Annotated in this window: 16 protein-coding genes; 6 read left to right on the forward strand and 10 right to left on the reverse strand. The window is 63.5% G+C overall.

Annotated features, from left to right (window positions below; translation table 11 throughout):
- The first annotated feature begins 121 nt into the window (after nucleotides 1-121).
- On the forward strand, nucleotides 122-2,713 hold the full coding sequence (locus HMPREF2757_RS10975; RefSeq protein WP_256278317.1) for a DNA gyrase/topoisomerase IV subunit A: 2,592 nt from the start codon (nucleotides 122-124) through the stop codon (nucleotides 2,711-2,713).
- A 52-nt stretch (nucleotides 2,714-2,765) separates the two neighbouring features.
- Here HMPREF2757_RS10975 and HMPREF2757_RS10980 read toward each other — a convergent pair whose 3' ends face one another.
- Nucleotides 2,766-4,136: an adenylate/guanylate cyclase domain-containing protein gene (locus tag HMPREF2757_RS10980; RefSeq protein ID WP_070576757.1), complete on the reverse strand. Its 1,371-nt coding sequence runs from the start codon at nucleotides 4,134-4,136 to the stop codon at nucleotides 2,766-2,768.
- A complete protein-coding gene (locus HMPREF2757_RS10985; RefSeq protein ID WP_070576760.1) occupies nucleotides 4,133-4,951 on the reverse strand; it encodes a biotin--[acetyl-CoA-carboxylase] ligase in 819 nt (272 codons plus the stop codon). The genes HMPREF2757_RS10980 and HMPREF2757_RS10985 overlap by 4 nt, the downstream gene beginning before the upstream one ends.
- 76 nt (nucleotides 4,952-5,027) lie before the next feature.
- Between HMPREF2757_RS10985 and HMPREF2757_RS10990 the strand changes: the two genes are divergently transcribed.
- Complete coding sequence (locus tag HMPREF2757_RS10990) at nucleotides 5,028-6,614, forward strand: acyl-CoA carboxylase subunit beta (RefSeq protein ID WP_070576764.1); 1,587 nt, start codon at nucleotides 5,028-5,030, stop codon at nucleotides 6,612-6,614.
- Nucleotides 6,611-6,808: a hypothetical protein gene (locus HMPREF2757_RS10995; RefSeq protein WP_070576769.1), complete on the forward strand. Its 198-nt coding sequence runs from the start codon at nucleotides 6,611-6,613 to the stop codon at nucleotides 6,806-6,808. The genes HMPREF2757_RS10990 and HMPREF2757_RS10995 overlap by 4 nt, the downstream gene beginning before the upstream one ends.
- An 87-nt stretch (nucleotides 6,809-6,895) precedes the next feature.
- On the opposite strand, the gene HMPREF2757_RS11000 is transcribed toward HMPREF2757_RS10995, so the two are convergent.
- Nucleotides 6,896-8,065, reverse strand: coding sequence for an MFS transporter (locus tag HMPREF2757_RS11000; RefSeq protein ID WP_083304263.1), 1,170 nt, complete (start codon nucleotides 8,063-8,065; stop codon nucleotides 6,896-6,898).
- A gap of 105 nt (nucleotides 8,066-8,170) precedes the next feature.
- Here HMPREF2757_RS11000 and HMPREF2757_RS11005 point away from each other — a divergent pair, with 105 nt between their 5' ends.
- Nucleotides 8,171-9,847: a DUF885 domain-containing protein gene (locus tag HMPREF2757_RS11005; protein WP_070576772.1), complete on the forward strand. Its 1,677-nt coding sequence runs from the start codon at nucleotides 8,171-8,173 to the stop codon at nucleotides 9,845-9,847.
- A gap of 71 nt (nucleotides 9,848-9,918) precedes the next feature.
- Here HMPREF2757_RS11005 and HMPREF2757_RS11010 read toward each other — a convergent pair whose 3' ends face one another.
- The 6 genes from HMPREF2757_RS11010 to HMPREF2757_RS11035 form a co-directional block, all read right to left on the reverse strand.
- Nucleotides 9,919-10,278 carry a hypothetical protein gene (locus tag HMPREF2757_RS11010; RefSeq protein ID WP_070576775.1) on the reverse strand — a complete coding sequence of 120 codons (360 nt, stop codon included), beginning with the start codon at nucleotides 10,276-10,278 and terminating at the stop codon, nucleotides 9,919-9,921.
- 1 nt (nucleotide 10,279) lies between these two features.
- Entirely contained in the window at nucleotides 10,280-11,104 is an 825-nt protein-coding gene (locus HMPREF2757_RS11015; RefSeq protein ID WP_070576778.1) for a Bax inhibitor-1/YccA family protein, read from the reverse strand.
- Between the two features lie 118 nt (nucleotides 11,105-11,222).
- Nucleotides 11,223-12,422: an NAD(P)/FAD-dependent oxidoreductase gene (locus HMPREF2757_RS11020; RefSeq protein WP_070576780.1), complete on the reverse strand. Its 1,200-nt coding sequence runs from the start codon at nucleotides 12,420-12,422 to the stop codon at nucleotides 11,223-11,225.
- 59 nt (nucleotides 12,423-12,481) lie between these two features.
- Nucleotides 12,482-13,681, reverse strand: a complete 1,200-nt coding sequence (locus HMPREF2757_RS11025; protein WP_070576782.1) for an NAD(P)/FAD-dependent oxidoreductase — start codon at nucleotides 13,679-13,681, stop codon at nucleotides 12,482-12,484.
- A gap of 41 nt (nucleotides 13,682-13,722) precedes the next feature.
- On the reverse strand, nucleotides 13,723-14,808 hold the full coding sequence (locus HMPREF2757_RS11030) for an inositol-3-phosphate synthase (protein ID WP_070576785.1): 1,086 nt from the start codon (nucleotides 14,806-14,808) through the stop codon (nucleotides 13,723-13,725).
- Between the two features lie 122 nt (nucleotides 14,809-14,930).
- Nucleotides 14,931-16,514 carry a peptide chain release factor 3 gene (locus HMPREF2757_RS11035; RefSeq protein ID WP_070576788.1) on the reverse strand — a complete coding sequence of 528 codons (1,584 nt, stop codon included), beginning with the start codon at nucleotides 16,512-16,514 and terminating at the stop codon, nucleotides 14,931-14,933.
- Nucleotides 16,515-16,594: 80 nt separating this feature from the next.
- Between HMPREF2757_RS11035 and HMPREF2757_RS11040 the strand changes: the two genes are divergently transcribed.
- On the forward strand, nucleotides 16,595-16,981 hold the full coding sequence (locus tag HMPREF2757_RS11040) for a hypothetical protein (protein ID WP_070576791.1): 387 nt from the start codon (nucleotides 16,595-16,597) through the stop codon (nucleotides 16,979-16,981).
- 62 nt (nucleotides 16,982-17,043) lie between these two features.
- Here HMPREF2757_RS11040 and hrpA read toward each other — a convergent pair whose 3' ends face one another.
- A complete protein-coding gene (gene hrpA / locus HMPREF2757_RS11045; protein ID WP_070576793.1) occupies nucleotides 17,044-21,225 on the reverse strand; it encodes an ATP-dependent RNA helicase HrpA in 4,182 nt (1,393 codons plus the stop codon).
- Between the two features lie 167 nt (nucleotides 21,226-21,392).
- On the opposite strand from hrpA, the gene HMPREF2757_RS11050 reads away from it, so the two are divergent.
- On the forward strand, nucleotides 21,393-22,322 hold the full coding sequence (locus tag HMPREF2757_RS11050; protein WP_070576796.1) for an AEC family transporter: 930 nt from the start codon (nucleotides 21,393-21,395) through the stop codon (nucleotides 22,320-22,322).
- The last annotated feature ends 61 nt before the right edge of the window (nucleotides 22,323-22,383 follow it).

Raw genomic sequence — 22,383 nt, forward strand, 5'->3', positions numbered from 1 at the left:
GTGAAATAAGCGGCTTTCGCCCAGCTGAGCGCTACACTGACCTCCGGATGGCACAGCAGCTGCACAAGGAGGAAGCCGAGTGACCGACGGTCAGATCGTCGATATTGACGTCACCCAGGAAATGGAGACGTCGTTCCTCGAATACGCGTACTCGGTCATCTACTCTCGTGCTCTGCCGGATGCCCGCGACGGTCTCAAACCCGTTCAGCGCCGCATCCTCTATCAGATGTCGGAAATGGGGCTGCGCCCCGAGCGCCCGTACGTGAAGTCTTCGCGCATCGTCGGCGATGTCATGGGCAAGCTCCACCCCCACTCCGACACCGCGATCTATGACGCTCTTGTGCGCATGGCCCAGTCTTTCGTCATGCGCGTCCCACTGGTCGACGGCCACGGAAACTTCGGTTCGCTCGACGACGGCCCCGCGGCCCCCCGGTACACGGAGGCCCGGCTGGACCAGGCGGCCATGCACATGCTTCGCAACCTGGACGAAGACACCGTCAACACGGTTCCCAACTACGACGGTTCGCTCACCCAGCCCGAAGCCCTGCCCAGCGCACTGCCGAACCTGCTGGTCAACGGTGCGTCCGGCATCGCGGTCGGCATGGCCACCAACATGGCCCCGCACAACCCCGGCGAAGTCATAGCCGCCGCCCGGCACCTCATCTTCCACCCCGAAGCGACCCTTGATGAGCTCATGCGGTTCGTCCCGGGCCCGGACCTGCCGACCGGCGGTCGGATCATCGGCCTGTCCGGTGTGCGCGATGCCTATGAGACCGGCCGCGGCACCTTCCGCACCCGCGCGACCGTGAAGTTCGAGAACATCACCCCGCGCCGCCGCGGCATCACCGTCACCGAACTTCCCTACCTCGTCGGCCCCGAAAAGGTCATCGAGAAGATCAAAGACAACGTCCAGGCCAAAAAGCTGCAGGGCATCAGCTCGGTTGACGACTACTCTGACCGCAAGCACGGCCTGCGCTTGGTCATCGGCATCAAGTCCGGATTCAATCCCGAAGCCGTACTCGAAGAGCTCTACCGGCTGACCCCGATGGAAGACTCCTTCGGCATCAACAACGTCTGCCTGGTTGACGGCCGCCCGCGCACCCTGGGGCTGAAGGCCCTTCTGGAAGTCTTCATCGCCCACCGAATCGAGGTCATCCGCCGCCGCAGCGAATTCCGCCTGCAGAAGGCGCTCGACCGTCTGCACCTGGTTGAGGGCCTGCTCATTGCAATCCTCGACATCGACGAAGTCGTCCAGCTGATCCGCTCTTCCGATGACGCCGCACAGGCGCGCACACGACTCATGGAGGTCTTCGAGCTCTCGGAGATCCAGGCGACCTACATCCTCGACCTGCAGCTGCGCCGCCTGACGAAGTTCTCACGCATCGAACTCGAAGCTGAACGCGATGAGCTGCAGGCCACCATCGAAGACCTCCGCGACATCCTCGGTGATAAGAACCGGCTGAAGACGCTCGTGTCCGATGAGCTCGAAGAGACCGCGAACGCTTTGGACACCGGCCGTCGCACGGTGCTCGTCGAAGGCAGCCTCAAAGAGATCAAGGCCGCAGGGCGCAAAAAGGGCCAGAACCTGCAGGTGGCCGACGAACCCTGCTGGGTGCTCATGTCGACCACCGGCAAGATCGCCCGCACCGCAGCGGCAGGGGAACTGTCCGCCACCGGCCGCAGAGCCGCCAACGACGCTCTCATTGCGCAGATCCCCTCGAGCACCCGCGGGTCCCTGGGCGCTTTGACGAACAGGGGGCGGGTCCACAAGGTCGACATCATCAACCTGCCCGCTCTGCCGGACCAGGCCACCCGCCCCGTGCTGTCCGGCGGTGTGAAGATCACCGACTTCATCGAACTCGACAAGGGCGAGCACGTCATCGCGCTCATCGACCCCACTGCCGAGGTGGTGCTCGGCACCCGCTTGGGCGTGGTCAAACGCGTTGCCGCCGGTGAGATTCCGAACAACCGCGACGTGTGGGACATCATTGCCCTCAAGGGCAAGGACACGGTGGTCGGCGCAGGCCAGCTTCCCAACCTCGATGACGGTTCCGCCGTGTTCATCACCCAGGCGGGCAATCTGCTCAACTTCACTCTCGACGGTGTGCGCGCACAGGGGCCGGGTGCCGGCGGTGTTGCAGGCATCCGCCTGCCGAAGGACGTTGAGGTCATCAGCTTCAGCGTTGTCGACCCCGCCGAAGACAACCGGGTTGTCACAATTGCCAAGGGTGTGAACTTCAACGGCGAGGAAAGCGAGTCCGTCAAGGTTTCCCTGCTGGCTGACTTCCCCTCGCGGGGACGCGCCACAGCGGGAATGCGCAGCCACCGTTTCCTCAAGGATGAAACTGCGCTCGTCACCGCTTTTGTCGGTCCCCATCCGCAGGCGGCGGCCAAAACCGGCGGCGCACGGGCTCTGCCGGACGAGCTCTCGCGCCGCGACGGCTCAGGGGCTCCCCTAGAAGGCCGAATCGATGCGATCGGCTCTCTCCCGCGCACCGGAATTGCCGCAGATCCAGCCGCAGCCCAGGGCGCCTCGGCGGCGGATGCGACCGAATCTGAGGCCGCCGGTGACGCACCGGCGGTCAAGAGCACCCCGAAGAGCAGCGCCGGCGCACCTGATTTCAGTGACGACGACCGCTACAGCCAGATCGGCAGAGAAAAGGACGACGACAGCGGCGTCATCGTTTCCGACGACAAGGACCAGCTGTTCTGACTCTCCGGCCGCTGTGAAGCTCAGCGCCCGTCTACTGCGGCGGGAGCCTGCGTCAGGGTTCGACGTCGACGATCATGCACGGCGCTTGGCCGCGGTGCATGTCGACGACCGTGACATCGCCCAGCCCCTGCAGGCTGACGGTGCGGCGATTGGAGAAGTCATAGGCTTCCGTCTGCGAAATGACAGACGAGGTTTCCCAGTCGGTTGTGATGGTTCCGGGTTCGCCGATCGAGGTCAGGCGGGCGGCCAGGTTGACGGTCGAACCGAAGATATCGCCCAGACGAGACAGCACTTTGCCCCACGAAAAGCCCACTCGCGCTTTCGGAAGCTCGGGGTCCTCCGTGATGCGCTCCATGAGCCGCACCGAGATCTCCGCTCCCGAACGCGGGGTTTCGGCGGCAAAGAAGACTTCGTCGCCGACGGTTTTGATGACACGACCGCCACCTGCGGTCACGATGTTGTAGCACAGGGTTTGGAAGCGCTTGACGAGGCTGGCCAGCTGCCGTGGCTCCATCTGCTGGGACAGTCGGGTGAAGGACACGAGGTCGACAAAGCCGATGCCGCGGGCCAGCGGCATGGCTGAATCGTAGAATCCGGGCCGGCCTGCGTTCTTCCCGCCGGGACCTGCGTCATCACCGAGATTGACATTGAGACGGCCGAAGACATTCGCCATGTTGTGCTTCCACGCGTACAGCATGACTTTCTCCAAAGACGGCAGGATCTGCTCAAACAGGCTCAGCGCGACGGCGCGGGCCTGGCGCTCGTCCAACCTGCGCGATTCGGCGAGATATTCAACAACCGTCTCCATCTGCCACACCACCAGACGGTCAGTGGTCTGACCGATGGCGCGGGCAAGCGCGACCGCGGTTTCTTCGTCCACCATGTTGCGAGCCACGAGGTCGGCCATTTCCGCCAGCGCGTTGACGTCGCGAATGGTGAACGCGGGCGTGCCCTCTTCTGCGATCGGCAGGCCGAGTGCGCGCCAGAACTTCTTGGCGGACACGCTGGACACCCCCGCAAGCTGGGCAACTTCGCGCCGCGTCAGAACTCGCTTCCCGCCCAGCAGCTGCTCTTCGAGCAGCGATGCTGCCGTGCGCAGACGCTGCATTCGCTGCTCGATGAGCTCCGGATTGTTCAGCAGGTCTGGCAGCGGTTCTGTCTGCGGGGTGGGGTCATCCGCGAGTCCCTGCGAAAAGTCCAGCCGATCGCGCAGCTCGGAAACGGCGCTGTCATCAGAAGAGCGCGCATTTGCGCGCGCACGCTCTTCTTGGAAGCTGGAGCTGAACTCGTCGGATGATTCTGCTATTCGCTTGATTTCCTCTGCTGTCGTGGCGTCGCGATTCCAGGGTGCGTCAGGCGGAGAGAAAACAGTGTGCTCGCTGATCTGCGGCAGAGCTTGAGTGCGCGGATCAGGTTCGGTCATACCAGCCTCGCGTGGACGACGTCCCCGGCGGTGACCGTCTGCAGGCCCTCGGAGGTTTCAATCACAAGGCCGCCGTGCGCATCGAGCCCCACCGCCCGCGCTGTGAGGGGTTCCTGGCCGGGCAGTTCGACCCGAACGTCGCGCCCAATGGTTGCCATGGAATCGGACATGTCCGCGCAGAATTCTGCTGTGCCGACGGCCGGACGGCTGAACGCCGAGTCCAGGGCCTCGCGCAGGCGTCTGACAACAGCGGCCAGGAGCACTTCGCGGCTGAAGTCGAAGCCCTCAACGAGCAGCGACGTGGCGGTCTCAACCGGAAGGTCCTCCTGTGCGAGGTGCACATTGATGCCGGTGCCGATGACGACTGTCTTTGCACCGTCAGCTCCGATGACGATCCGAGTGAGGATGCCGACGAGCTTGCGGTCGCGGATGAGAACGTCGTTGGGCCATTTGAGTTCGGCCGGAACTCCCTCTGCGCGCAGAGCGTCGACAACAGCGCGGCCCGTGATGAGCGGAATCCATCCGAGGTCGTCCGCTGCGGCTGTCGGCGGCACTGGAACGGCAATGGAGAAGGTCAGACAAGTGCGCGGCGGCGTCGTCCAAGTCCGCGCCAAGCGGCCACGGCCGGCCTGCTGGTGGTCCGTGCCGAGAATGCTGAAGGGCGCTGCGCTTCCGCTTTCTGCCGCTGCGGCGAGATCGTCGTTGGTCGAGCCGGTGTTCTCCGTCCAGGTGATGTCCGGCTGCGGCAGCTGGCTTTCACGGGTCCAAGCGTCGCTGAAGAGGTTGAGGTCAAAGGGAGAAACGCTATCATGCACTACATCACTGTAGGCCGTTTTATCCACCGGATACAACACCGACCCACCGTGTGAGAATCCCCGATAGTCTAGTGCCATGAGTCCTTCTACCGCACCGCAGACGACAGCGCAACGGCTGGCCGCTTTCATTGAGCGCCGCCGCACTGCGCACACACCCAATCCCCAGGCCGCTGAGCGCCAGCACAATCGCGGCAAGCAGACGGCCCGCGAACGCATCGCCGAGCTGCTCGACCCCGGTTCTTTCCAGGAGATCGACGAATTCGTCCGTCACCACAGCCACCAGTTCGGCATGGAGAACAAGCGCCCCGACGGCGACGGCGTGGTCTGCGGTCTGGGCACAATCGACGGCCGCACCGTTGCGGTATTCGCTCACGACTTCACGGTGCTCGGCGGTTCGCTGGCCGAAGCCAACGGGCGCAAGATCGTCAAGGTGCAGAAACTCGCACTCAAGATCGGCTGCCCCATCATCGGCATCAACGACTCCGGCGGGGCCCGCATTCAGGAGGGCGTGGGATCGATTGCCCTGTTCGCCGAGATCTTCCACTGGAACGTCCAGTCCTCCGGTGTCATCCCCCAGATCAGCCTCATTATGGGCCCTTCGGCCGGCGGTGCCGTGTACTCCCCCGCCCTGACCGACTTCACGATCATGGTCGACGGCACCTCGCACATGTACATCACCGGTCCCGACGTCATCAAGACCGTGACCGGTGAGAACGTCGGCCACGAAGAACTCGGCGGAGGCTACACCCACAACTCGGTTTCGGGCAACGCGCAGTACCTGGCGCAGGATGAAGAGGACGCCCTGAACTATGTGCGCGACCTCCTGTCGTTCCTGCCGTCGAACAACATGGATCCCGTGCCGAACGTCCCGGCTCCGGCGAATCTCGAACTGACGGAAGCCGACAACGCACTCAACACGCTCGTGCCGGATTCCGCTTCGCAGCCCTATGACATCCTCGACGTCGTCACGACCGTCTTGGACGACGGCGAATTCCTGGAGACCAGCGAGCTTTTCGCCCCAAACGTCGTCACGGGCTTCGGCCGCGTAGAGGGCGAAACGGTCGGCATCATCGCCAATCAGCCCATGCAGATGGCCGGCACGCTCGACATTGACGCTTCGGAGAAAGCCGCCCGCTTTGTGCGCTTCCTCGACGCGTTCAACATCCCAATCCTCACCTTCGTCGACGTTCCCGGCTTCCTGCCCGGCACCGATCAGGAGTACAGCGGAATCATCCGGCGCGGCGCAAAGCTCATCTACGCCTACGGCGAAGCAACCGTGCCGTGTCTGACGCTCATCACCCGCAAGGCCTACGGCGGCGCGTACTGCGTGATGGGGTCCAAACAGCTCGGCGCTGACCTCAACTTGGCGTGGCCGTCGGCGCAGATCGCCGTCATGGGCGCACAGGGCGCGGCGAATATCGTCTACCGCCGCACTCTGAAAGAGGCCGAGGCTGCCGGAGAAGACGTCGAAGCCAAGCGGGCCGAGCTCGTCCAGGAATACGAAGACGCTCTGCTCAACCCCTATCTGGCGGCCGAAGAGGGCTACATCGACGCCGTCATTGCGCCGTCTGAAACCCGCGAACGGATTGTCCGAGGCCTGCGCGCTCTGCGCAACAAGCACGTGCAGGCACCCGCCCGCAAACACGGAAACATCCCGCTGTGAGAGAAAAGCCGAAGACCGGAACACCGAAAGAGCAGCGGTTGGCTCGCTCAGCCGCTTTCGCCGCCGTCATGGCGCTGCGCCATTCCGCAGGCTCCGGCGACAGCCTGCGTTTGCCGGACGCGGGCTACAGCAGTCCAGTGCGCCGCATTCGCGCATCCCGCACCGGGACCTGGGCACGGCGCCAGCGCTCCTGACCCTCTGGACGCGTGCTCTGACAGCACTTCTGAGAACACCCCCGATGAGACTCGCCTTCATAGACCCGAGCTCACCTGGGGGTGTTCTCAGCTTTTCCGGCCGCGCCTGCTGGCCCAGTAGACCACCAGCCCGGCCAACACGATGAACGCGGAAACTCCGAACATTCCCCGCTGGCCCAACACAGGCTCCAATGCGCCCAAAACCACTGACCCGAGTGCCGTTCCGGAATCCAGCATGATGAAGAACGTCGACATGACAACTCCGTAGCGGGCAGGCAGCGCATCAGCAGCACACGCTGCCTGCACTGCAGGAAGGAGCGACCCGAAGCCGGCTCCCACGAGCGCACCAGCAACGATGATCGCCGGTGCGCCGTGCGCAAACGTGAGCACAGCGAGCGATGCCGCATAGATGAGGATGGCAGGGTAGATCACCCAGCCGTGGCCGTACTTGTCCTGCAGACGCCCCACAAAGGAACGGCAGATGAGCATAGCGGCAGCGAGTGCAACAAAGAACCAGCCTGCCGCCTCGGGCGCCCCGACAGCTTCTGCATAGGATCCCAGGAAGGCCATGATGACCGAGTACACGAGACCGGCGGCGAACATCACGGAAGCGGTTTTCAGCGTGTTCAGCTCGAGGAGCGAACTGGGTGTCAGCCGCCACTTATCAGCCCTCTGTTCCCGGCTCGGCGGGCTCTCCGGCAGAGTCAGCAGCAGTGACAGCAGTGAGGCGACAACGGCGATTGCTGCGCAGATGTAGAACAGCGGCTGATACCCGTGCTTCGCCGAGATCGTCACTGCCAAGAACGGGCCGCTGGCCATCGCCAAGGACGTCGCCATACCGAAATAGCCCGTGCCCTCGGCCCTGCGGTGCGGCGGGATGACGGTCTGCACTGCCGCGGAGGTTGCCGTGTGGTTGAACCCGAACGCAAAGCCGTGCAGGAAGCGCACCACAATGAACAGGTCAAGCGAGGCGGTCGGAATGTACAGCAGAGACAGCGCTATTTGGGCAATCGAGGACAGCAGAATGGTTCGGCGCCTGCCCACGAAGTCCAGGTACTTGCCGGCGGGAACACGGGACACCACGGCACCCAGAACGAAGGAGCTCGAAGCGAAGCCGGCCGCCGCATGTCCTGCACCAAACGAAATCACCGCATATGCCGCCATGGAGGTCAGCAGCAGATAGAACACCAGTGATCCCATGAGACTGATGCTGAAAGCGAGGACGAAGTCTTTGTTCCACAGTCTGCTCGGGGTCACTGCCGCATGCGCCTCCTATACGCCATTGAGAAAGTCGGCGCACAATCACAGTCCGCCGACTGTGCAATGGTAGGCCACGGCATTTCCGCCGTTTACAGTGGGATTATGACTCATCACCCGCGAACCCCTTCGGCAGTCGACGCTGTCGCCGAAGAGCACGCCCGATCCCTTGTCGAACTGTGCCCCTCGCTGTCCGTCACCGCCGGCCTTGACGGAGACCGCACGCGCTTGGATCCCCAGAGCAAAGAGGCTGCTGACCAGCTCGATGCGCTCAACTCCCGCACGCTGCGCGAACTCGACAGAGCAGAACAGGAGTCGCAGAACCTCGATCGGGTGGACGTCGTCACACTCGATGCCATGCGAGAGCGCTTGGGCTGTGAGCGCGACCTGCACGCCGCCGGTCTGAGCTTCGGACAGCTCAACGTCATCGCATCGCCTCCGCAGAGCGTGCAGATGCTCTTCGACCTTGTGCCCACCAGCACTGAAGACGATTGGAAGGACAACGCCGTCCGGCTGTCGCAGGTGCCCAGAGCGCTGACCGAATACCGGCACGCGCTGAGCCAGGCCGCTCACGACGGTCGCCCACCGGCGCTGCGCCAGGTCAGGCGAGTCATCGACCAGTGCCGTGATCACGCAAAGCCCGGCGGCAGCTTTGACCGCTTTGCGAAGCAGGCGGCAAGCTCTGCCTCGAGAACACTGTCGGCAGAGGTCAGCACGGCCGCAGACGGTGCGCGGGAGGCATATGATTCCCTTGCCGATTTCCTCGGCGACATCATCGCTCCCCTGGCCTCAGAGACGGACGCCTGCGGACGCGAAGACTACGCTCTGTTCTCCCGGGAGTTCCTCGGCGCGGAAATCGATCTCGACGAAACCTACGCATGGGGTCTAGAACAGCTGGCGGCCATCGACGCGAAGCAGCGGCACGTGGCAGACGAGCTCTACCCCGGCTCCACGGTTGCGGAGTGCTTGAACAGACTCAACGCCGATCCGCAGCGCCAAGTGCACGGCCTGGATGCCCTGCGCACCTGGATGCAGGACAAGGCCGACCAGGCGATTGACGCACTTGCCGGGGTGCACTTCGACATTCCCGAACCCGTCAGGAAAATCGAATGCATGGTCTTGCCCGACGGTACGGGCGGCATCTACTACACCGGACCGACCGACGACTTTTCGCGTCCCGGACGCATGTGGTGGTCAGTCCCAGCCGGTGTCGAAACATTCAACACGTGGCAGGAGCTCACAACCGTCTATCACGAGGGAGTACCCGGTCACCACCTGCAGATCGGCGGAGCCGCGCACATGGCTGACAGCCTCAACACGTGGCGTCGCCACCTGTGCTGGGTTTCCGGCCACGGTGAGGGCTGGGCTCTGTACTCCGAAGCGCTCATGGCCGAACTGGGCTTCCTGGATGACCTGGGCGACTACATGGGCATGCTCGACTCACAGCGTCTGCGCGCAGCCCGCGTGTGCCTCGACATCGGCGTGCACTTGGGCCTGCCAGCGCCCGAATCGATTGGCGGCGGGACGTGGAATGCCGGTAAAGCGTGGACGTTCCTCACCGACAACGTGGCGATGGAGCGCAGCTTCCTCGCCTTTGAACTCGACCGCTACCTCGGCTGGCCGGGGCAGGCACCGTCCTACAAGGTAGGCCAGCGCCTCTGGGAGCAGACACGCGACGCCGCAAAGGACAGCGACCCGAACTTCACGCTCAAGGATTTCCACACCAAGGCCCTGGCAATCGGCTCAGTCGGGCTCGACACCCTCAAGCGCGCTCTCACCTGAACCGTAAAATCACCGGGACCGCACAGCTCACGTGCCGTTGCAACACGGCCGAGGTGCCGCTGAGGTGCAGTTCACAGACTGCGCCTGAGCTGTTCGGCAAGGGCCAGTGCTGCTGCCGTGTGGTCCTCGATCGCTCCCCTGCGCGGCTGTGCCGCTTCCAACAGAGCGAACAGGCGAAACGGAAGCTGCGCCTCGTCAGCCTCCCAGATTTCGGGGGCACCCGGAGGAGGGCCCGTCAGAGTGCACAGCTGACGCACAGCGGCTTGCACCAGCCGGCGACGATCCAGCTTTTCCCCATCGGGCACCTGAGACCATGCGTCGACCGTAAGCGATGCCAGCCGGACACGAAGACGGCGGACCTCGGTTTCGAGGTCCGCCGCTTTCTGTCGGTGCTGTTCGCTCACCGGGCAGGCTGCGAACACATCAGTCATGTCAGTCCTGACGGAAGTAGGACAGCAGACGCAGGATTTCGACGTACAGCCAGATGAGAGACACCATGAGCGAAAACGACATGGTCCACGAGTAGCGTTCGGGAATGCGGTTCTGCACACCGGCTTCAATTGCCTGGAAATCGGTGATGAGCGTCAGCGAAGCCAGCACTACGGCAACAACGCCGATGATGATGCCCAGCGGGAACGACATGCCGAACAGTTCGATCTGCACATTGCGCGCTCCACCGCTGCCGGTGAACAGAACGAAGAAGAAGTTCACCAGCGAGAACACCGCGTAGCCGCCGACAGCCAACATGAGGAACTTCATGCCCTTCGCACCGAAGCGGATGACCTTGAACTTGAACAGCGCAAACATCACGGCGAAGACACTGAGCGTTGCAAGCACCGCCTGGATGACAATGCCGTCGTAGGCGGTTTCGAAGATCTTCGAAATGCCGCCGAGGAAAACACCCTCAACAGCGGCGTAGGCCAGGATGAGGAACGGGACGGGCTCGCGCTTGAACGCATTGATCAGGCCCAGAACCAGGCCGATGAGCACGGCGGGCAGCGCCAGGGCGGGCACAACCCATCCGACGATCGCGCCTACCAGCAGAATGCCGAAGCAGGCCAGAGACTTCATGAAGACGTCGTTGTACTGCATGGGGCGTTCGGCTGCCGGGGCCTGTGGCTGAGCGGGCTGGCCGGGGCCGGCATTGCGGTTATCTGCCGACGGGGCCATGTACATGGAGTTGAGCTGGTCGGACGAAGGGGTCTGGCGGTCTTTAACACCCTCGTTGAGGGCCCTGTTCATCAGCGGGTTTGCCATGAGACTCTTTCTAATCGCTTCCGTTGCACGGGAGTTTACAGTCTGTGATGTTTCAACAGCAAAGTGCCGCCGCAGAATTCCCCTGTTCGAGGATTCTGCGGCGGCACTCAGAAAAGCATCACTTGAGGGTGCGCTTGACGATCTGTGCGATCTGCTCACCGGCACGCGGCCCGTGGGCAATTCCCCACATGCCGTGGCCTGCAGCGACGAAGCTGCGCGGCGACAGGGCCTCGATCTTGGGCGGACCGGTGGGGCTGACCGGGCGGGGACCAACCCAGTGGTCGGTGGTGTTCTCCAGGTCGATGCCCTTCATGTACTTGCTGGCCACGCGCTTCATCGATTCGATGCGCTCCGGGCGCAGCGGGGCATCCGGGTCGAGGAACTCCATGGTTCCGCCCACGCGCACACCGCCGCGGTAGGGGGTGAAGACCACGCGCGTGGTAGGCAGGTAGACCGGGGTGGTGGGAAGGTACTCGGGGTCGACCTGAGCGGTGAACGAATAGCCGCGGCCTGCGGCCATTCCGATAGTGGCCTGCTTGCCGTGCAGTTTGTGCAGCAGTTCATCCGACCACACGCCGGCAGCGATGACGACGCCGTCGAAGCTGTAGCTGCGTCCCTGAGCGTCGACCAGTCCGACACCGTCGGCACCGACGTGGCCGGTGACGATCTCCGCATCGGTCACGATCTTCACACCCAGCTTCTCAGCGGCATCGGCAATCGACTGCACAAAGGCCGGCGGATCAATGTACGCCTGGTCCTTGACGATTGCTCCGTGGGTGACGAGATCGGTGAAGTACGGCTTTTCACGCGGGTCGAAGGTCTCAACGACAGAGGGGACACCGGCGTCGCGGTTGATTCCGGTTTCTTCGATGAAGTGGTTCAGTTCAGCTTCCGAGCCCAAGCCGACGGTGAAGTCGGAGTGGTTGAACTTGCCTTCGACGCCGAAGTCCTTGAGACGTTCGAAAGATGCGATGGAGTCTTTGAGGTCCGGTGCGAGCTCGTCGACTGCGCGCTTGAACTTCGTTTCGGTCATCTGCAGCGCAAACGTCGTGAGGAACTTCCACAGCTTCGGGTTGAAGGGCTGCGGCAGGGCCAGCGGGGCATCTTTATTGGTGACGGCGTCAATGCCGTTCTTCCATTCGCCCGGTGCCGACAGCGGGAAGGTCATCGACGGGCAGATGAAGCCGGCGTTGCCCCAGCTGGCGCCGGCGGCAACACCCCTGCGGTCGAGTACGGTCACATCGTATCCGGCGTCAGCCAGGTTCAGTGCACTTGCCAGGCCGACCATTCCGGCTCCGACTACTGCAACATGCGTCATAGTCTCCTCCTTGACTATAGGAACGCGAGGGGACGCTCTCCCCTGAGAATTCTAGTGTGTCAGCGGCCCAGCCGGTCCGTGATGAGCTTGGCGATGATCTCACCAGCCCGCGGGCCGAGCGTGATCCCCCACATGCCGTGGCCGGACGCCACAAAGGTGCGCCGCGATACGGTTTCGACGCGTTCGCTGCCATCCGGGCTGACCGGGCGGGGACCCATCCAGTGGTCGGTGGTGTTCTCCAGGTCGATGCCGCGGACCAGCGGGCGCAGCGCCTTTTTGATGGAGTCGATGCGCGCAGGGTTCATCGGGGCGTCCGCCGGCAGGAACTCCATGGTTCCGCCCACGCGCACGCGGCCGCGATAGGGGGTGACGACAACGCTCACGGAAGGGAAGCGAACCGGTTCGGTCGGCAGGAACTCGGGGTCGACCGAGGCGGTGAACGAGTAGCCGCGGCCTGCAGCCATGCCGATCCGCGCCTTCTTGCCGTGGAGAGTTTCCAGCAGGTCATCCGACCACACGCCGGCGGCTACGACAACGGCATCGCCGCTATAGGAACGGCCCTTGCGATCAACGAGCCCAACGCCAGTGTCGCCTTCATATCCGGAGACGACGTCGGCGTCTTCGATGATGTTCACACCGGCCGTACGGCAGGCTTCAGCGAGCGCCTCCATATAGGCGGGCGGATCGATGTATGCCTGGTCGCGCACCTGGGCGGCATGGGAGATCTTGTCGGAGAAGAACGGCAGGACGTCCGGGGATACAACGTCGACTTCGCCTTCGAGGCCGACTGCGTTGCTTTCTGCCATGCCCGCTTTGAGCCCTTCGAGGCCGTCAGCAGATTCAAAGCCCATCGTGAACGTGGCACGCGTCAGCGAAGCCTTCACGCCGAGCTCTTCCATTCGGCCAAAGGCCGCGAAGGCGTCTTTGAGGGCGGGGGCTTCGGCGCGCACCGAAGCGGCGTAGCGCTTCTTCGTCATCTGGGATGCGAACTTCGCCAAGAACAGCGCCAGGCGCGGCGAGAACGGCTGAGGCATGGACAGCGGTGCGTCCTTGTTCAGCATCATGTCGAAGCCGTTGACCCACGCGCCGGGAGCCGCGAGCGGCTTCGTCATCGGCGGAACAACGAAGCCGGCGTTGCCCCAGCTGGATCCGGCGGCTACGCCGCTGCGCTCCAGAACGGTCACATCACAGCCCTGATCGGCCAGGTGAAGTGCGCTGGAGAGCCCGACGAATCCGGCTCCGACTACGATGACGTGCATTGACTACCTCTCCTCGGAGTGTTCTGTGTGTGCTTTGCTGATCAGCTGTCGGCTTCGCCGGCAATGAAGGCTTCAACGGCCGCGTGTGCGGCTTGGTCGTTCTGCTGGTGCGGCGGGGACTTCATGAAGTACGACGACGCCGAAATGAGCGCACCGCCGATCCCCCTGTCCAGACCGATCTTGGCAGCGCGCACGGCGTCGATGATGACGCCTGCGGAGTTCGGCGAGTCCCACACTTCTAGCTTGTATTCCAAAGACACCGGGGCGTCTCCGAAGTTCCGGCCCTCCAGGCGGACGAATGCCCATTTGCGGTCGTCCAGCCAGCCCACGTAGTCCGAAGGTCCGATGTGCACGTCGCGCTCAGCAAGTTCAGCCGAGGTGTTCGAGGTGACCGCCTGGGTCTTTGAGATCTTCTTGGACTCCAGGCGCTCGCGTTCGAGCATGTTCTTGAAGTCCATGTTGCCGCCGACGTTGAGCTGGTAGGTACGGTCGAGGATGACGCCGCGCTCTTCGAACAGGCGGGCCATGACGCGGTGGGTGATGGTCGCACCGATCTGGCTCTTGATGTCATCGCCGACGATCGGCACGCCCGCCTCTTTGAACTTGTCGTCCCATTCTTTGGTTCCGGCAATGAACACCGGCAGGGCGTTGACGAAGGCGACCTTCGCGTCGATTGCCGCCTGCGCGTAGTGTTCGACGGCCTTCTGCGAGCCGACGGGCAGATAGCACACGAGAACGTCGATCTTGGCATCACGCAGAGCCTGCGCAACGTCGACGGGTTCGGCGTCGGATTCGGTGATGGTTTCGCGGTAGTACTTGCCAAGCCCGTCGAGGGTCGGGCCGCGCTGCACTTCCACCCCGGTGTGAGGGATGTCGGTGATCTTGATGGTGTGGTTCTGGCTGGAGTAAGCAGCTTCGGAGATGTCCTTGCCGACCTTGTCAGCGTCGACGTCGAAAGCCGCGGCGAATTCGATATCGCTGATGTGGTAGTCGCCGAACTGCACGTGCATGAGGCCCGGAACCTTCGATTCGGGATCTGCGTCCTTGTAGTATTCAACGCCCTCAATGAGTGACGTTGCGCAGTTTCCCAGGCCCGCGACTGCTACGCGGATCGACGTGTTTCCCACTTGTGCTAGCTCCTTATTGCAGAAATGACTGCGGGCAGAGTCCTAAGCGCAGCCACGCGATCAGGACTTAACACTGCCCGACGACCTATTCTAAACCCCCGCCGCGATGCGCTCGCAGACGGTCAGGTGACAACGAGGGGCTCAAGGGTGATGCCGGGGTTTTCCCTTTCCACTCCGCCCAGGCGCCACCGGTCGGAGAACAGTGCCAGCAGCGTGCCGTCGGAGCGTTCGAGCACTTCGACGCTGCGCTCTTTGGCCAGTTTCGGGATGTCGTCTTTCACTGTGCGGCGGGCCAGCGTGTACGGCAGGGACTCCAGCCTGCACGGTGAATTGAATTCGCTGACCATGCGGTCTTCGACGACTTCGAACTGGATGGGGCCCACGGCTCCGAGCACCGGCGCTTGGTCTCCGCGCAGGTCGGAGCGCAGCACCTGGATGACGCCTTCGTGGTCGAGCTGATCGATGCCGCGGCGGAACTGCTTGTACTTCGAGGGGTCTTTCGCGCGGATGACCATGAAGTGCTCCGGACTGAAGGACGGGATCGGCGGGAACTGCACGGCTTCGTCGACATAGAGGCTGTCGCCGACGCGCAGGGCCGATGCGTTGACCAGGCCCACAACATCGCCGGGATAGGCGGTTTCCACGGAGTCGCGGTCGCGGCCGAATACGTGCTGGGCGTGTTTGGTTGCAAACGGCTTCTTGGTTTCAGCGTGGGTGACGACCATGCCGCGTTCGAAAACACCGGAGCAGACGCGAATATAGGCCAGCAGGTCGCGGTGGTTGCGGTCCATTCCAGCCTGCACTTTGAACACGAAGCCGGAGAACGGCGCTTCGACGGGGCGCGGTTGGCCGTTGCGGTCCAGGCGGGGCTCAGCCGAGGGTGCCCGGTCGATCAGCGTGTCGAGGATTTTGGCCACACCGAAGTTGAGAACGGCCGATGCAAACATCACCGGGGTGTGCTTGCCCGCCCGGAACTCGTCGTAGTCGAAGTTCTGCTCTTCCAGTTCCAGCAGCTCAGATTCTTCGACCGCTGTTGTCCACACATCGCCTTCAACTTCTTCGGCTCGCCCAGGGGCCATGGTTTCAGACCCCGCGATCGTCGCCCCGCCGTCGGTGCGAGTGAACTTGGTGTACTCCCCCGTTTCGCGGTCAAGCACGCCGCGGAAGTCCCCGGAATCGCCGACGGGCCACGTGAGCGGGGTGGGCAGCATACCGGTCTTCTGCTGGATCTCGTCCATGAGCTCCAGCGACTCCAAGCCGGGGCGATCCCACTTGTTGATGACCGTCATGATGGGGATGCTGCGGTGAGAGCAGACTTCGAAGAGCTTCATGGTCTGCTCTTCCATTCCCTTTGCGGCGTCTACCAGCATGATCGCGCAGTCGACGGATGACAGCACCCGGTAGGTGTCTTCTGAGAAGTCGGCGTGTCCGGGGGTGTCGATGAGGTTGACCACGCAGTCGCGGTATTCAAACTGCAGCGCGGCGGATGAAATCGAAATTCCGCGGTCCTGTTCCATCTGCATCCAGTCGGACACGGTGGCGCGGCGGCCGGCTTTGCCGTGGGTGGCGCCGGCCTGGCCGATGGCGCGGGCGTGCAGTGCGAGCGCTTCGGTCAGCGTTGATTTGCCGGCGTCCGGGTGGGCAATGACGGCGAATGTGCGCCGTCGGGCGGCTTCTTCGCGGATGGTCTGCGGGGTCGGAGTCACTCGGCCAGTCTAGGACAGCCCGCTGGGGGCTGCCGCGGAAGGTCGGCTGCGCCTCGTACCGTTTTCCGTAGGATGGTGCCGTGGCCAAGAGGAACAGAACCAGCAGACAGCGCACCGACAGTGCCGAGTATTCGGTGGCGGCACGTCCCGTCAAGCACGGTCGGCAGACGCTGTGGGTATTCATCGCCTCGGCGGTCGTATCTGCGGCACTGTGTGTGCTGAGCATCAGCATGTCGCTGATGGCCGCGCACTTCATGCAGCCGATGCAGCAGCTGGGCGTGCCCAACAGCCAGCTGCTGGGCATGTGGTTTTTGGCTTCCGCCGGTTGGCTGATGACGGCGGCCACGATCATCGTCTATTGGATAGCACTGACTCGCAAAGGCGACAAAAAGCGCATCCGCTGGGCGATTGCGGCGGTCTGCACCGCCGCGGTCTTCCCGGCTTCCTGGATCCTGTTCTACATCTGACTCACGAGGCGCAGCCGACCATCGGCCTCCCCTGCGGAGCCGCTGGGCTTGCCCGGGTCCGCCTACAGTTTTGCCAGCGCTTTGGCGATCCGCTGTTCGGATACTGTGTGCGCGGTTCCAATGTGGGGTGCCCACAGTGATACCCGCAGCTCTTCGACGTCCCACAGAATCTGCTGCCATTCGGCGGGCAGAACAGCGCTGAAGCGCGCAGCGTCTTCCCTTGCCGCGCTGCCGAGCGCGCGGTCGATTTTTTCATCAATCTGGGCGCACACCCGTTCGATTCGGTCCATGAACTGGCGGTCGCGGCTGGTCTGTGTTCCGAGTTTGTCCATGCGATTCTGGGCGGCTTCGAGGTAGGCGGGCATACGCATAACCCAGTCCGGTGCGACCGTAGTCAAAAAGCCCGGGCGCAGGAGTCTCGCCAGGTGGGTCTGTTCGTCTGCGACGGAGGCGAGCACGCTCAGCGAGCGGGTGTTTTTGATTGTCCGCTCAATATCGGCTGCGAGCGTGTAGGTTCGGGTCAGAGCCTGGTAGACCCTGTCAAGTTCGCCGGTGATTCGACCGGCCGTTTCGCGCTGAAGGGCTTTGTACTCTTCTTCTGTTCGGGGGTGGTCACCGCTGCCGGGTGAGGCCGGTGCGTCGGCGCGGTTCAGGCACTGCGCGGTGCGCACCACCCGGCCGACGGCGGTGAAAACCGCGTCTTCCAGCGGGTCGGAGTCCTTGGTGCGGCGGGCGCCCAGCACAAGCTTTGCGGTGTTGTCGAGGCCGTCTTGGCAGTATCGGGCGGCTTCTTTCTGGTTGAGGCTCAACAGCCGGGTGACTCCGAGAATCGTCGTCTGGTGCGCCCACGTCTGGTCTGCTGAATAGCGCAGCGTCACCGAGGTTCCCTCGTCGACCAGTGCGGGGAAGTATCGGCGGCCGTCAGCTTCGACCGGCTGCGGGAAGGCACCGAAGTCCCAACCTCGGATCCCCTGCCGAGGCGCCGGCACCGCGGTCTTCGTCTTCGCCTTGGTCGTGTGGGCGGGGGCGGCAGGGGCGGGGGTGGTCTGCCTGTCGGCTTCCGCATCTGCGTTTTTTGCCTGCTGCTGAAGTTCCGCGAGGCTTTCTCCGCTTGCGAGGGTTTTTCTGCCGCGGCGGATGACGAAGCTCATCCGCAGGTGGGACGGCAGCCGGGCAAGGTCGAAGTCATCCGGTGTGACGGTGATCGGCACGCGGTCCATGAGTCCGCCTCCGCCGGCGCGGGCAGTGAGTTCGGCGGCCAGCGCTTCGAGGGCGCGGCCTGCTGGGCGTGCCAGCAGGCGCGTGTCGTCTTCCGGCCCTTGAACGGCTGCGAGGATGTCAGCGGCAACATCGGGTGCCGGGACGAAGTAGGTTCTTTTGGCCTTCGGCAGGGAGCGGATGAGTGCCGTGATGTACTCCAGGCGCAGTCCCGGCACCTGCCATGAAAAATCGTCGGCATCGACGCTGCGCAGCTGTGCGGGGCTGAGGAACACGGTCACTCCGTCGCGGCGGGATCCGGGTTCGTAGGCGTAGCTGAGGCGCACGCTGCTGCCGTCGGCCAGGTGCACCTGCAGCGGGTAGTCGTCGGCAGCGCTTGCAAGGTCGGTCCCGTCAGCGGCCAGCAGCGAATTCGGGTCGATGTTGAGGAAGTCGGGCTCTTCGGCCCGTTTGTGCTTCCACCAGCTGTTGAAGTGCCCGGCGGACACAATATTGCCCGGCAGACGTTCGTCATAGAACTCAAACAGGACGTCGTCTTCAGCGAGCAGTCGGCGGTCGCGCAGGCGGCTGGCGAGCGCTTCGGCCTTTTCCAGGGCCTGGGCGTTGTGAGCGGCAAAGGCGTGTTTTTCGTTCCAGTCGCCTTCTATGAGCGCGTGGCGGATGAACAGATCGCGTGCGGCTTCCCTGTCGATTCTGCCGTAGTTGATGCGCGCGTCTGAGATCAGCGGCACCCCGTAGAGGCTCATCCTGTCGTACGCCAGGGCTGCTGCTGAGCGGGATGACCAGTGGGGCTCTGAGTAGCTGTGGGTGATGAGGTCACCGGCTGCGCGGACAATCCACTCGGGTTCTACTGCGGCGACGGTGCGGGCCCACAGTCTGGAGGTCTCAACGAGCTCAGCGGCCATGACGAAGTCCGGATTGGCGCCGAATACGCCGGATCCGGGAAAGATCCTGAACTTGGTGCCGCGGGTGCCGATGTAGTCCTTGCCCTCAACGGTACGCGCACCGATCGTGTCGAGCATGCCGGTGAGCAGGCTTTCGTGCACGGCCTGTTCCGTTGCCGTGTAGGGCCCGCGCCTGTTCGCCAAGCGCTTCTTGCGGCGGCCGCGGTGGGCATCTGGCTGCCCGGTCTCACTGGGCCTGGTGCCGAGTTCACTTCCGGGCTTGTCGATGTGTTTGCCGATGTTGCCCAGCATCTGGCGGATCTGGTGGACGAGGTCCTGCCATTCGCGCACCCGCACAAAGTGGATGAACTCGGACTTGCACAGCTTTTTGAACTTCGAGGTTGAAAGCTCATCAGATCTGCGCTGCACGTAGTTCCACAGGCGCAGCACTGACAGGAAATCGGAGGTCGGATGGTGGAAGCGCTTGTGCTTTTCGTCTGCTTCCTGCCGCTGTTCCGTGGGGCGTTCGCGCGGGTCCTGACTCGACAGGAAGGCCACGATGACTGCGGTTTCCGGGCCAACCCCCGCCTCGATCCCGGCGAGCACCATACGCGCCAGCCGGGGGTCCAGCGGCAGTGCGGCTAGTGTGCGGCCGAGTTTTGTCAGGGTGAGGGTGCCGCCGGCTTCGCGCAGCGCGCCGAGCTCGACGAGTGCGTTCTTGCCGTTTTTGACTGCCCGCGTTTCCGGTGGGGTGAGGAACGGAAAATCGAGGATGTCCTTTTCGGTGCGCACAAAACCCAGCTGCGTCATCATGAGCAGCACACTGGCGAGGTTGGTGCGCAGGATCTCCGGATCCGTGTATTCGGGCCGGGCGTCGAATTCGCCCTCCGAGTACAGCCGGATGGCAATGCCGCTGCTGGTGCGGCCGGAGCGGCCCGATCGCTGCCGGGCGGAGGCCTGCGAGATCGGTTCGATCGGCAGCCGCTGCACCTTGGTGCGAGTGGAGTAGCGGGAGATGCGCGCCGTACCGCCGTCGATGACGTATTTGATGCCGGGGACCGTCAACGATGTTTCGGCGACATTGGTTGCCAGAACAATCCGGGGTGTCGAGTGGGGTGCGAAGACTCTCTGCTGCTCCCCTGCTGACAGTCGGCCGTACAGCGGAACGATTTCCCAGCTGCGCCGCTTGGTGCGCATGTGGCCTTCGAGCTCTGCCTGCGCGTCGCGGATTTCTGCTTCCCCAGACAGGAATACGAGGATGTCGCCGGGTGCTTCCCCGGCAAGTTCGTCGACGGCTCGCAGCAGACCGCCCATGAGCGCATCAGCCTCTGGCACGTGCGGCACCGTGGCGCGCGGCTCCTGCTGTTCTTTGTCGAGCAGATCGCCGTCAGCTTCGCGGTCGTCTGCGAAGTCTTCGTCAACCGGCCGGTAGCGGATCTCCACCGGGTAGGTGCGGCCGGACACCGACACGATCGGCGCGTCTCCGAAGTGCTCGGCAAAGGACTCCGGGTCGATGGTCGCCGACGTGATGATCACCTTGAGGTCGGGCCGTTTCGGCAGGAGCCTGGCCAGGCAGCCCAGCAGGAAGTCGATGTTGAGGCTGCGTTCGTGGGCTTCGTCGATGATGATCGCGTCATAGGCCCCCAGACGCTTGTCGTGCTGGAGTTCGGCCAGGAGAATACCGTCGGTCATGACCTTCACGCGGGTGGCATCAACAACGTCCGAGGTGAAGCGCACCTGATAGCCGACTCCCTCACCGAGTTCGGTGAGGGTCTCTTCTGCCAGTCGAGCTGCAACGGAGCGGGCGGCAATGCGCCGCGGCTGCGTGTGTCCTATCAGCCCGTTGATGCCGTAGCCGAGCTCCAGCAGGATCTTCGGCAGCTGAGTGGTTTTCCCCGAACCGGTTTCACCGGCCACAACGACAACCTGGCTGTCTTTGATGGCCCGCGCGATGTCGTCGCGGCGGCTGCTGACGGGAAGTTCTTCCGGATACTCAATGTGCAGTTCGGTCCGCGAGCGCGCCTGGCGCAGCCGCGGTGTGCTTTCGGCACGTTCAGCAGCACTGCCGCGATCAGAGCGACGCTTCCCGCGGCGGCGCGAAGCGCGGCGGGAACCCGGGTGTGAAGACGAAGCGTCAGACATATCTCCACAACAGTAGCCGGATCTCACCTCGTGGTGAGCGTGCGGGCTGACCGGCACATGACGCGGCGGCCTCCCGGCACCTCGCAGGTCCGTCCGATGTTCGGGACATCTGCGCGCACAGGTTGAGACAGGCGTAGAGTGACGACTGATCGAAGAAAGGACATTCTGTGCTCGGCGCTCTCGAAGGCTTCGCCGTCATCGGCTTCATCATCTTCGTGGGCTTCCTCTTGGGTCGCAGCGGAGTTCTCGGCTCACAGGGGCAGAGGGTTCTGGCCTCCACCGTCTTCTACGTGTCCACTCCGGCGCTGCTGTACGACTTGATTGCCGAAGCTCCGCTTCAGCGGATCTTCTCCCCCGCCATCTTCGCCACGGCGGGTTCGGCAGCGCTCGTCGGCACGGCAATGTTCACATTCTCGTACTTCAAGAACCGGTCTCTGGGCCGGGCGGTGATGACCGGCTGGGCGGTGTCGTATGTCAACATCGGCAACCTGGGAATTCCGATCGCGATCTACGTTCTGAAGTCCAGTTCGTACGTTCCGCCGATTATGCTGTTCCAACTGGTGATCCTCGCACCGTTGGGCATGGTGATTCTCGACATTCACCAGGCAAAGCGCGCCGGGACTCTCACCCGCTGGTGGACTCCCCTTCTGCAGGTGATCCGCAACCCGATTCTCATCGGCGCGGCCGTCGGCCTGTTCTTCGCTCTCACCGGTCTGCGTCTGCCCCAGGTCATCCACGATCCCGTGTCGATGATCGGCGCGACCTCCGTTCCGCTGACCCTGCTGGCGTTCGGCATTTCCCTCAAGGACGGTTGGGCGCTGCCGGCCCGCGGAACACGTACGGATCTGACCCTCATCACGGTGGTCAAACTTGCCGTTCAGCCGCTCATCGCATGGCTGATCGGCGGCCCGCTGCTCGGCTTCACCGGCGTTGACCTCTTGGCCATCGTCGTCACATCCGCCCTGCCGACAGCTCAGAACGTCTATGTTTACTCCATGCGCTATCGCATGGCAGAAACGCTCGTGCGCGATGCCGTGTTCGTCACAACGATCCTCGCGTTTCCCACGATTGTGCTGTTGTCCGCAGTGCTGTCTTAAGCCCCCGCACGCCCGCTGTAGGTGCTGATTGCGCGTGTCATCCAAGCGCTGGCGGCCCACA

The sequence above is a fragment of the Brevibacterium sp. HMSC063G07 genome, assembly GCF_001810665.1.
In the GTDB taxonomy this organism is placed as follows: Bacteria; Actinomycetota; Actinomycetes; order Actinomycetales; family Brevibacteriaceae; genus Brevibacterium.